We start from the raw sequence: 12,443 nt of genomic DNA, 5'->3' as shown, positions 1-12,443 counted from the left end.
AAGCGTATTCCTAACTGTTGATAATATATAGATGCTGTGGATAATTGGAAAAATATCTATGTATTATATAGATTTATTGTATAAATAATATGTACTAAATATACTTACATAATTGAATAATTTATCAAAAAAAAGCCATCCTAAGTATTAACTAGACAGATTGAAAGGATGGCTTATTATGAGTAAAAGTTTGTTTAAAAAAATGATACCTTTAGTTATATGTGTTTTTTGTATGGCATTATTTAGTATTGAAAATAGTTTTAAGCATAATCAGAAAACTGAAAATAGAATAGAAGCTATGAAAAACAATGAAGATGAAACCAAAAATGATAATAAAAATGCTTCTGATAAAGTAGAAGATAATACTAACAGTATGAGAGTCAGTTGGAATCTAAATTCATTGTATAAAAGTGATGAACAATGGAAAAAAGAACTGAATAGTTTTAAAAAGGATACTAAGGAGCTTAAAAATTACATAGGAAAAGCTGCTAAGTCCCAAACGCATTTATCATTTGCTTTAGGAATAAAAGAAAAGCTAGATATGAGGTTTGACAAGCTCTGTGCGTATCCAAAACTAAAACAAGATATAAATAAAAATGATTATAAGTACATTGATATGAATGAAGAATTAAATAAAGTGGCGAGTGATTACTCTGGTATATGTTCAAAATTGGAACTTGAAATATTAAAAATACCAAATAAAGACTATAAGAAAATAATATCAAATAAGAAAATAAATAAAAAGTACGGAACTTACTTGAAGGAAGTAAGAAGAAATAAATTTTATTATTTAGATGATAAGTCGGAGAGTATTTTAAACAAAGCGTCGTTTATCACAAGTCTCCCAGGAAATGTTTACGAGCTTTTTAATAATATGGATAAGAAAACGGATATGACTCCCGCCGAATATGCAACTAAAATGGAGTCAAATGATAGAGAAGTCAGAAAAAAGGCTTATCAAAAAGAATTTAATTCATACAATGAAAATTTAAATACCCTTTCAGGATTATTAACGGGTCAAGTTAAGAAAAATATATTTTATGCGGATGCCAGGGGATACGATTCATCTCTAGAGATGTATTTAAAATCGGATGATATAGATGAAAAGGTATACAACAATTTAATAACAGTGGTAAATAATAATATGGAAGGTCTTCATAAATATACATCACTTAGAAAAAAAGCTTTAAAAGTGGATAAAGTGCATACTTACGATATGAATGTGCCAATGGCTAAGGGTCTAAATGAAGACATAGCCTACGATAAGGCTCAAGGTATAGTTTACTCTACTTTAGCTCCTCTAGGTAAAGAGTATAGTGATATTTTATACAAGGCTTTTAATGAAAATTGGATAGATGTTTATTCTGGAAAAAATAAAGTCAGTGGTGGATACTGTCTATCAGTTTACGGAAACCACCCTTATATACTATTAAATTACAACAACTCGATAAATGCTGTTTCAACGTTAACACACGAATTGGGACATGCAGTGTACGAGTTCATGGCGTCACAAAACCAAAGTTACTACAACTCTAGTCCGTCTATATTTACTCATGAGGTAGCTTCGACAACCAATGAAGCATTACTTTATGAGAAGTATATTCGAAATGCTAAAAATAACGAAGAAAAGGCGTACTATATAACTCAGTACTTGGATCTTATAAAAAGTACATTGTATACACAAACAATGTACGCAGAATTTGAAAAAGAAATACATGTAATGATGGAGAAAGGAAAAAATGTAAATACTGCAGTACTAAATGATTTATGGGGAGGTCTGCTACAAAAATACTACGGAAAAGATTATGAGTTAGACCAATTATCAAAAGTTGGTTGGGCTAGAATACCGCACTTTTACAACAGTTTCTATGTGTATAAATATGCAACTGGATGTAGTGCAGGCGTTACATTTGCACAAGATATACTAAAAAACGGTCCAGATAATTACGTTAGCTTCTTAAAAGAGGGAGGATCTGATTATCCTATAAATTTATTAAAAAAACATGGAGTTAACTTATCGAATACTAAACCAATAGAGAACACCATTAATAAATTCAATAGTTTGGTGGATGAACTCGAAAAAATAATTTAATATTAAATAGAAAATAGATCAAATTAGTGTTACAATATATTAAAAGTGCAATAGGCAATTACTGCAAATAGTCTATTGCACTTTTAGTTTTTTAATAGTTGCAGTATATTGATCGATAGTTTAATAAATTAAATTACTACGAATTAGGAGAGGACTGAATTGATGAAAATGAAAGTTAAAAAGGCGGTAATTCCTGCTGCTGGACTTGGGACAAGGTTCTTACCAGCGACAAAAGCGCAACCAAAAGAGATGTTACCAATAGTTGATAAGCCAACTTTACAATATATAATAGAAGAAGCTGTAGCATCAGGCATAGAAGAAATTCTTATAATTACAGGTAGAAATAAGAAATCTATAGAAGATCATTTCGACAAATCTGTAGAGCTAGAGCTAGAATTAGAGCAAAAGGGTAAGACAGAGCTATTGGAAGTTGTTCAAAATATTTCTAATATGATAGATATACATTACATAAGACAGAAAGAACCAAATGGGCTTGGAGATGCAATTTACTGTGCAAGACACTTTATAGGAAATGAACCATTTGCTGTTATGCTTGGAGATGATATCGTTGACAATGATGTTCCTTGTCTAGAACAGCTTATGTGTGCATATGAAGAGTATAGAACAACTATACTCGGTGTACAGCAAGTAAAACACGAAGATACAAATAAATACGGTATAATATCAGCAAAACATATAGAAGACAGAGTTTACAAGGTTAGGGATTTAGTTGAAAAACCAAACCCAGACAAAGCTCCTTCTGATATAGCAATTCTTGGAAGATATATAATCACTCCTGAGATATTTGGAATACTTAAAGACTTACCACCAGGTAAGGGTGGTGAGATTCAACTTACAGATGCTTTAAAAGTATTATCTCAAAAGGAAGCTATGTACGCATATAATTTTGAAGGTAGAAGATACGATGTTGGAGATAAATTAGGATTTTTACAAGCTACAGTAGATTTTGCTTTAAAGAAAGATGATCTTAAAGAAGACTTCATAGACTACTTAAAATTAGTTTGCAAAAATCACGAGCAGAACGATAAAATAGAGAATGTTAAAAACGGAAAATAATTTAACATAATTTTAGCAAAATAGAGGGTGAGTAAAAATGACTACAAAAAAACAAAAAAAGACGAACAAAATAATAGCTCTTGGAATTGTAGGCGTATTAGTACTTTCTAGTATAACGGCTGTACTAAGTATGGTAGCTGGCATATTGTAAAAAAGCAAAACAAGTTTATTTAATAGATAAATACAAAAATTGTATTTATCTATTTTTTTTATCTATAGTTCCAATGATTGGTATTAAATCTTGCTTATTGACCATAATATATAAATAGTGATATTATAGGAGTTAATCATCTAAACACAACTTTTCTTTTTCATGCCTGAAATTTCTAATAAAATTTTCAAACTTAAAGTTTATAAATAAAAAAAGATAGGGAGGATTATCTTGAGTATAGATATTGAAATGCAACCTAAGCTAGATACTAAAACACTGTCTGAGCTTAGATTAGTTGCAAAAGAACTTAATATAAAATCTGTTAGTAAGTACAAAAAGGGAGAGCTAATCGATCTTATACAGAAAACAATGCAAGAAAAAGAAGAAGATAATAATGCAAAATCGGAAGCGAATATAAATGTTTCAGTGGAAAAGAAAGAAGCTAAAATAGTAAAGAACACTATAAAGGAAACAAACAATAAGTCTGTTAGTGTTGAAAGAGATAACTCAAATGGGAACGTAAACAAAAATAGGAATGAAGTAAACAATAAAGAAGTTGTTAATAGGGTTATAGTAAATAAAGACATAAATGGGAAGAATGAGAATACAAGTAGAAATGATGTAAATAATAGAAACGATTCAAATAGTAGAGTTGAAAAATGTGTACCGAGATCAAATCGATCAAATTTCAACAACGGAAAGGTAAATTACATGCCTAAACAAGTTGAGGAATCAAAAATAGTAGATGAATTTAATACATCCAAAGAAGATGAAGTAGTAGGCGTATTAGAGATACTACAAGATGGATTTGGATTTTTAAGGGGTTCAAATTACTTATCAACTGAAGGTGATGTCTACGTATCTCCGTCTCAAATTAGAAGATTTAATATGAAGACAGGCGATAAGGTAAAGGGTATCACAAGACATCCTAAGAGTGGAGAGAAATTTAGAGCACTTTTATATGTACAAAAAATAAATGATGAAAATCCAGATACTGCAATAAAGAGAGTAAACTTCGAGCTGTTAACACCAATATACCCAGAAGAGAGATTATCGCTTGAAAAGAATCAAAGTGAAATAGCCACAAGAATGATAGATTTAATATCTCCAATAGGTAAAGGACAGAGAGGACTTATTGTTGCACCTCCAAAAGCCGGTAAAACCGTACTTCTAAAGAGCGTTGCTAATAGCATATCAAGAAACTATCCAGATGTAGATCTAATTGTTTTGTTAATAGACGAAAGACCTGAGGAAGTTACAGACATGAAGGAATCAATAGATGGAGAGGTAATTTACTCTACGTTTGATCAGGCATCAAGCCATCATGTTAAAGTTGCTGAGATGGTATTGAATAGAGCTCAGAGATTGGTCGAGCACGGAAAAGATGTAGTTATTCTTTTGGATAGTATAACTAGACTTGCTAGAGCTTATAATCTAACCATATCTCCAACTGGAAGAACACTATCTGGAGGTTTAGATCCAGGGGCGCTTTACGGTCCTAAAAAGTTCTTTGGAGCAGCAAGAAATATAAGACAAGGTGGTTCTCTTACTATCTTAGGAACAGCTCTAGTTGAGACTGGATCTAGAATGGATGACCTTATATTTGAGGAATTTAAGGGAACTGGTAATATGGAGCTTCACTTAGATAGAAAGCTAGCTGAGAAGAGAATATTCCCAGCAGTAGATATATATAAATCAGGTACAAGAAGAGAAGACTTACTTCTTTCTGAGGAAGAAAAGTCTGTTCTGTGGAAGCTTAGAAGAGAGATGAGCAACAATTCTATTCTTGAAATTACAGATAAAATGATTGAGTTGTTGAAGAGAACTAAAAACAATGATGAGTTTATAAAATCAAGTAAGTCAATATAACTGATAAATTTACAAAATCAAATAAGCATTCAATAGTCTTATATTAATTATGATAAATATTAGACATAAGTTAGAATTATTGGAACAAAATGTTCTTGAATGCCATAATAACTTGTGCTATAATGGTGTAGTTGTTAATGTAGAAAAAAACTAAAAAGTTAAATTTAATGTTTAAATAAAGAGAGAGGTGATTCTAGTGCAAAAAGAAATACAACCAAATTACAATCCAGTTGAAGTACACTGTGCTTGTGGAAACACTTTTATTGCTGGTTCAACTAAGGACGAAATAAAAGTTGAAATTTGTTCAGAGTGCCATCCATTCTACACAGGTAAGCAAAAGAATGTGGAAAAAGGTGGAAGAATCGACAAGTTCAAAAAGAGATTCAATATGGACTAAATGTTATAAAAGTGGAGTTGGAACGTACCAACTCCTATTTTATTACCCAAAATCGGTTAAATATGTTAAAATTCATATAAGTTATTTATTTAAGATGTATTTAAGGGGTGGAATATGAAAAAACAATCAGTTGGTGGTCAAGCTGTCATCGAAGGTGTCATGATGCAATCTAAAGAACATAGAGCGATTGCAGTAAGGAAGACAGATGGAAATATCGCCATAAAAAAAGAAGATATTGAAAGCTGGGTAAGAGATAGAAAATTAGACAAAGTACCTTTTTTAAGAGGTGGTTTGATTATGATAGAGACAATGATAGAAGGCGTAAAGAGCTTGAACTATTCTTCAGAAGTATTTTTAGGAGAAGAAGGAGAGGAAGAGGATAAGTTTGATATTTTTATAAAGAAAATATTTAAAGATAAAGCAAATGAAGTGATAATATTTTTATCAATGGCGATCGCTATGGTATTGTCAGTTGGTTTATTTGTGCTTATACCAACGCTTACAGGTGGACTTTTCGCAAGTTTTATAAAAAATAATATTATATTAAACCTTATTGAGGGAATGATAAGAATATGTATTTTATTTACATATATAGTATTGGTTTCTAAAAGCGAGGATATTGAGAGGGTGTTCCAGTATCATGGTGCAGAACACAAATCAATTCACTGCTATGAAAATGACGAAGAATTGACTGTAGAAAATGCTAGAAAGTACAAAAGATTGCATCCAAGATGTGGAACCAACTTTCTATTTATAGTTATGGCTACATCTATAATACTTTTTTCTTTCTTTGGTTGGCCAAATCCTCTTGTGAGAATAGGCGTGAGAATTATATGTATTCCGGTAGTTTCGGGTATAGCATATGAGATTATTAGGATGCTTGGTAAGTACGACAACAAGATTACAAGAATAGTTGCGTATCCAGGAATGATGCTTCAATACTTTACGACAAAAGATCCTGACGACGATCAGCTTGAGGTTGCTTTAGAGTCTTTAAAAACTGTATTGAATGATGAAAAAAGGGAGATATTATGATTATAAGGGATTTAATTAAAATATACTCAGATAAATTAGTAGATATAAGTGATACACCTAGATTAGATGTAGATATGATGCTCTGTAAAGCATTGAGTGATGTAGATCGAATATACATACACATGAATATAGATCGAGAATTAGATAAGGATAAACAGGAGTATTTTGAAAAAATGTTTGAAGATAGGTTGAAGGGTAGACCTATAGCCTACATTTTAAACAACAGAGAGTTTATGGGACTGGATTTTCACGTTGAAGAAGGTGTGTTAATCCCAAGACCAGATACAGAAATTTTAGTTGAAGAGATAATAAATGTATACAACAAACAAGGAAGTGTACCAGTATTTGTAGAAGATAGCAAGGACAATGAAGATAGTAAAGATGCTTCAATAGTACAAGAGAAAGAAAGATTAAGTAGTAATTTTAAAAAAGATATAAATGAAGAATTAAAAATAGTAGAGATAGGTACTGGATCAGGAGCTATAACTGTAAGCCTAGCCAAGTATTTAGAAAGTAGTACAGTATTATCACTTGATATATCGGACACTGCACTTAAAATAGGAGAAATAAATGCTGTAAACAACGGCGTTATAGATAGAGTTAGTTTTAAAAAGTCAAATATGTTCTCAGCTATAGAAAAAGAGGAGTTAAAGTTTGACATTGTAGTTTCAAATCCACCATATATTAGAAGGGCCGATATGGATACTCTGCAAAAGCAGGTAAAGGACTTTGAACCACATTTAGCATTAGATGGGGGATTGGATGGATTAAACTTTTATAGAGATATAACTAGAGAGTCTAAAAAATATCTTAAACATGGTGGTATGTTAGCTTATGAAGTCGGTTATGATCAAGCTGAAGAAGTGTCAAACATACTTAAAGATGAAGGATTTAAAAAAATATACATAAAGAAAGATCTACAATCAATCGATAGAGTTGTTATAGGATTTAATTTATGATAAAATAAAAGACTGAGAAGTTACGATTAAAGAGGTGAGGATTATGCTAAAAAAATTAGAAGTATTAGAAGATACGTATAGGGATTTGAGCGAAAAAATTGGAGATCCTGATATAATAAACGATCAAAAAACTTGGCAGAAATACGTAAAAGAGCACTCGGATTTAGAACCAATAATAATGAAATATAGAGAGTACAAAGATGTTTTAAATAATATAAATGAATCAAAAGAAATTTTACAAGAAGAATCGGATGAAGAAATGAGAGAATTGGCTAAGATGGAACTTTCAGAAAATGAAGAAAAAGTTGAGCCAATTGAGAATGAAATAAAAATCCTGCTACTTCCAAAAGATCCTAACGACGATAAAAACGTTATTGTCGAGGTAAGAGGTGGAGCTGGTGGAGATGAAGCAGCTTTATTTGCAGGAGATCTTTTCAGAATGTATTCTAGATATGCAGAGAGAAGAAGATGGAAGATGGAGTTACTTAGTTCGAACGATACTGGTGTCGGTGGATACAAGGAAGTTTCATTTATGATAAAAGGGAAGGGTGCATATTCAAGACTTAAATACGAGTCTGGAGTTCACAGAGTTCAAAGAATACCTTCTACAGAATCAGGCGGAAGAATCCATACATCAACAGCTACGGTTGCGGTTTTACCAGAAGTTGGTGATGTTGAAGTAGATATCAACCCAAATGACATAAGAGTAGACGTTTTCCGTTCATCAGGAAATGGTGGACAGAGTGTCAACACTACGGATTCAGCTGTTAGGGTTACACATATACCAACAGGTGAAGTTGTTTCATGTCAAGATGGAAAATCACAATTAAAAAATAAAGAGCAAGCATTAAAGATATTAAAAGCTAGACTTTACGACAAAGCTTTAGCAGAGCAGAACAAAGATATAGCAGCAGAGAGAAAGAGTCAAGTTGGTACTGGAGATAGATCTGAGAGAATCAGAACTTACAACTTCCCTCAAGGAAGAATAAGTGATCACAGAATAAACTTAACTTTATACAAGCTGGATTCATTTTTAGATGGCGATATAGATGAAATGATAGATGCTTTAATTACTGTTGATCAAACAGAAAAAATGACGGCAATATAATAGAAATTAAAGAGTTGTCTCAATCTAAGAATTAATTCGGATTTTGAGACAACTTTTTTTGTAGAAAGGCATGTTATCTCTTTTTTAGGTATATACTTTTTATATACAGGGGGGATAACATGATACTAAAGGTGACTATGATCGGTTTGATCGCCGGTGTTGTAGGAACAGGAATGGGTGGATTAATTTCCGTCTTATTTAGAAAAAAAGTAGACAAATATATAAATTTCTTCATGGGCCTATCTGGCGGGATAATGTTGGCAGTAGTGGTTTTCGATTTAATGAGAGAATCGATGGATGCTATGGGAATCTTGGGTACTGTTGTATTCACATTCATAGGTGCTATTATAACTATGTACATAAAAACAAAGCTTCATTTTTCTGGAGATATGAGGTCGGGCTACTTGATTTTTATAAGTATACTCATGCACAACCTTCCAGAGGGACTTGCAATAGGCTCTTCATTTGTGTCAACAGAGAAGTTGGGTATAACGCTTGCAATAGTAATAGGACTACACAATATTCCAGAGGGATTAGCTATGGCTCTGGGGCTTATTGGAAGTAAAATGAAGATCAGCAAGGTAATACTTTTTACATTGATAGCAGGTATACCTATGGGGATAGGAAGTTTTCTAGGAGTATACTTTGCCGGAATATTTAGCTCTCTTTTAGGCGTATTTTTAGCATTGGCAGCCGGAACGATGATATATGTAGTATTAGAGGAAATATTTCCAAAGTCGCGAAGTATGTACTGTGTAGTAGGCTTTTTAATTGGAACATTGATCGTAGGTTATATCTAAAACTATAATTGATAAGGTAGGTATGCAAAAGATGAAGACGACTATATATGAAATAAATATAGACAATATAGATGAAATAGATAAACAAAAGATAAAAGAGTTTGCAGAGCTCTTAAGGGAAGGAGAAACGGTAATATTTCCTACAGAGACTGTTTACGGCCTAGGGGCAAATGCACTTGATGAAAATGCAGTGTCAAAGATATATGAGGCAAAGGGTAGACCGAGTGATAACCCTCTTATAGTTCATATATACGATAAGCGCGAAATCTACGATCTTGCATCAGAAGTTACCGAAAATGCAAAGATTGTGATGGAAAAATTTTGGCCTGGTCCAATAACTATGATACTAAAAAAGAAGGATATAGTACCAAGTAGGACTAGCGGAGGTCTAGATACTGTAGCGATTAGAATGCCATCACATAAAATAGCACGAGAGATAATAAAAGAGGCTGGAGTGCCTATAGCAGCTCCTTCTGCAAATATATCAGGTAGACCGTCTCCGACAAAGGCTAAGCACGTAATTGATGAGATGACTGGTAGAGTTTCTGGGATACTTGCTGCGGACGATTGTAACTTTGGGCTGGAGTCAACAGTGATAGATTTAACTTCTGACATACCGATGATCCTTAGACCTGGTAGTATTACTAAAGAAGATCTAGAAAAAGAACTTGGACAAGTTGAAATCGATCCATCGTTAAATAAAAAGTCAGATAATATAAAAGCAAAAGCACCGGGTATGAAGTATACACATTATTCTCCGAATGCAGAAGTATTTATTGTGTCTGGAGATAAAAAAGATGTGGTTAATAAGATAAATAATATGGTAAAATTGAATAAGGAAGCTGGTTTAACTTCAGGGGTAATGTGTGTAAATTATAGAAAAGAATACTACGATGGTGTAGTTATCGGACTTGGAGACACTCTTGAAGAGGTTGCTAGCCATTTATTTGATTCACTTATAGAGATGGACAAGCTAAAAGTAGATAAAATATATTCAGAGAATTTTCCTACAGACGGAGTTGGAAGAGCTATAATGAATAGACTTCTAAAATCTGCAGGATACAAAATAATAGATGCTAAAAAGGAGTGTTAAATTTGAATATATTAGTAGTATGTACAGGTAACACATGCAGAAGCCCTATGGCAGAGAGACTATTAAAAGAAGCGATCAAAGATTCTGGCAAAAATATAAAATGTTACAATGTATACTCTGCAGGGTTGTCTACAGCAAATGGAATGAAGGCTTCAGGAAACTCGATACAGATTTTAAAAGAAAACAATATTGATTTATCAGATCACAACAGCATTGAATTGACAGAGGAACTTTTAAATAAATCAGATCTGGTTTTAACTATGACTAGGACTCATAAGAATTTTTTAGTACAAGCCGTTCCTAATTGTGCAAATAAAGTTTATACTTTTAGAGAATTTGCAGATCTTGGAGAAAGAGATATTTCAGACCCATTTGGTGGAGATTTAGAAACATACAGAAATACATACAATGAAATTAAAGAATCAGTAGATAAAATAGTAGAAAAAATATAATTTATGGAGGTCGAAAAGTGAAAATTGGAATTGGAAGTGATCATGGTGGCTATAATTTAAAAAAAGATATAATAGCTCACTTAGAGAAAAAAGGAATAGAATGTGTAGATTTTGGAACAAAAAATGATGTTGATTCAGTAGATTACCCTATTTATGGAGAAAAAGTTGCTGAAGCAGTAGTTTCAAAAGACATAGATTATGGTATACTATGCTGTGGTACTGGTATAGGGATATCTCTTGCTGCGAATAAAGTTCCTGGAATTAGATGTGCAGTAGTATCAGATACATTCTCAGCAAAGATGTCAAAAGCTCACAATGACGCTAATATGCTGTCATTAGGAGAAAGAGTACTTGGTAGAGGACTAGCTCTTGAAATAGTAGACGCTTGGATAGAAACAGAATTTGAAGGCGGAAGACATGATAAGAGAGTCAATATAATCAAATCAATAGAAGAAAAATATAACAAAAAATAGGAGGAATAAAGATGGGAAAAGTAACAGAAACGAATCATCCATTAATTCAACACAAATTAACGTTTATGAGAGAAAAAGACACAGGATCAAAAGATTTCAGAGAGCTATTAACAGAGATAACAATGTTAATGGGATATGAAATAACAAAGGACATGCAGTTAAGTGAAGTTGAAATTGAGACTCCTATGGGAAGAACAAAGTCAAAAGTATTATCAGGAAAAAAATTAGCAATAATACCAATACTTAGAGCAGGTCTTGGAATGGTAGATGGACTAGTAAACCTAATCCCAGCAGCAAAAGTTGGACATGTTGGTCTTTACAGAGACCCAGAGACTTTAAAGCCAGTTGAGTACTACTGCAAGTTACCAGAAGATATAGGTTCAAGAGAATTGCTAGTAGTAGATCCAATGTTAGCTACAGGTGGTTCAGCAGTTGCAGCAATAGATGTACTTAAAGGTTACGGAGCTAAGACTATAAAATTAGTAAACTTAGTTGCTGCACCAGAGGGAATTGCAGAAGTTCATAAATATCATCCAGATGTTGATATATATATAGCTTCAATTGATGAAAAGTTAAATGACCACGGTTATATAGTTCCTGGTTTAGGTGATGCTGGGGATAGATTATTTGGTACTAAGTAAACAGATCATTGGGTAAGCCCTTGAGGTGTTGTAAGTAACAAATATTATTATTTTTATAAAAGCTATATTAAATTGAGTTTAAACTCATTTAATACAGCTTTTTTATTGTTTGGAAGAGAAATTTTGTTGTTTGAGTATACCTTAAATCAATTTAAATATACCTCTGTATTATGCTTATATTTAACTAAAAAACCACTTTTTTATCAATATATCTAAATTTATTGTTTTTAGAAATATTTGGGCGAAAAATTAATATATTTTTAACACAAATTTAGTTGATTTATATAAGAGTAAAG

12 protein-coding genes are annotated in these 12,443 nt (G+C 32.3%); all 12 read left to right on the top strand.

Annotated elements, in window-relative coordinates; genetic code table 11:
- The first annotated feature begins 373 nt into the window (after window positions 1–373).
- Window positions 374–2,092 carry an oligoendopeptidase F gene (gene pepF, locus J2Z43_RS13630; RefSeq protein ID WP_408631526.1) on the top strand — a complete coding sequence of 573 codons (1,719 nt, stop codon included), beginning with the start codon at window positions 374–376 and terminating at the stop codon, window positions 2,090–2,092.
- Window positions 2,093–2,254: 162 nt separating this feature from the next.
- The gene (gene galU / locus J2Z43_RS13625) at window positions 2,255–3,169 is read left to right on the top strand and encodes a UTP--glucose-1-phosphate uridylyltransferase GalU (RefSeq protein WP_209457736.1); all 915 of its coding nucleotides are present in this window, start codon (window positions 2,255–2,257) and stop codon (window positions 3,167–3,169) included.
- A gap of 400 nt (window positions 3,170–3,569) precedes the next feature.
- Window positions 3,570–5,189, top strand: coding sequence for a transcription termination factor Rho (rho, locus tag J2Z43_RS13620; protein ID WP_209457735.1), 1,620 nt, complete (start codon window positions 3,570–3,572; stop codon window positions 5,187–5,189).
- 196 nt (window positions 5,190–5,385) lie between these two features.
- Window positions 5,386–5,586, top strand: coding sequence for a 50S ribosomal protein L31 (gene rpmE, locus J2Z43_RS13615; protein WP_027700952.1), 201 nt, complete (start codon window positions 5,386–5,388; stop codon window positions 5,584–5,586).
- A 114-nt stretch (window positions 5,587–5,700) separates the two neighbouring features.
- Window positions 5,701–6,621 (top strand): DUF1385 domain-containing protein, encoded by a 921-nt coding sequence (locus J2Z43_RS13610; RefSeq protein ID WP_209457662.1) that lies wholly within the window; start codon window positions 5,701–5,703, stop codon window positions 6,619–6,621.
- Window positions 6,618–7,580: a N5-glutamine methyltransferase family protein gene (locus J2Z43_RS13605; protein WP_209457661.1), complete on the top strand. Its 963-nt coding sequence runs from the start codon at window positions 6,618–6,620 to the stop codon at window positions 7,578–7,580. The genes J2Z43_RS13610 and J2Z43_RS13605 overlap by 4 nt, the downstream gene beginning before the upstream one ends.
- 43 nt (window positions 7,581–7,623) lie before the next feature.
- The gene (prfA, locus tag J2Z43_RS13600) at window positions 7,624–8,688 is read left to right on the top strand and encodes a peptide chain release factor 1 (protein ID WP_027700955.1); all 1,065 of its coding nucleotides are present in this window, start codon (window positions 7,624–7,626) and stop codon (window positions 8,686–8,688) included.
- 119 nt (window positions 8,689–8,807) lie between these two features.
- On the top strand, window positions 8,808–9,488 hold the full coding sequence (locus tag J2Z43_RS13595) for a ZIP family metal transporter (protein ID WP_209457660.1): 681 nt from the start codon (window positions 8,808–8,810) through the stop codon (window positions 9,486–9,488).
- A gap of 31 nt (window positions 9,489–9,519) precedes the next feature.
- Window positions 9,520–10,581, top strand: coding sequence for an L-threonylcarbamoyladenylate synthase (locus J2Z43_RS13590; RefSeq protein ID WP_209457659.1), 1,062 nt, complete (start codon window positions 9,520–9,522; stop codon window positions 10,579–10,581).
- 2 nt (window positions 10,582–10,583) lie between these two features.
- Window positions 10,584–11,033 (top strand): low molecular weight protein arginine phosphatase, encoded by a 450-nt coding sequence (locus tag J2Z43_RS13585; protein ID WP_209457658.1) that lies wholly within the window; start codon window positions 10,584–10,586, stop codon window positions 11,031–11,033.
- Between the two features lie 17 nt (window positions 11,034–11,050).
- On the top strand, window positions 11,051–11,506 hold the full coding sequence (gene rpiB, locus J2Z43_RS13580; RefSeq protein WP_209457657.1) for a ribose 5-phosphate isomerase B: 456 nt from the start codon (window positions 11,051–11,053) through the stop codon (window positions 11,504–11,506).
- Window positions 11,507–11,517: 11 nt separating this feature from the next.
- Window positions 11,518–12,147, top strand: coding sequence for a uracil phosphoribosyltransferase (upp, locus tag J2Z43_RS13575; protein WP_027700960.1), 630 nt, complete (start codon window positions 11,518–11,520; stop codon window positions 12,145–12,147).
- Window positions 12,148–12,443 lie beyond the last annotated feature (296 nt).

The organism is Metaclostridioides mangenotii, from assembly GCF_017873185.1.
In the GTDB taxonomy this organism is placed as follows: Bacteria; Bacillota; Clostridia; order Peptostreptococcales; family Peptostreptococcaceae; genus Metaclostridioides; species Metaclostridioides mangenotii.
The sequence above is the reverse complement of the archived record's forward strand: the minus strand, read 5'-3'. Positions and strand labels throughout refer to the sequence as shown.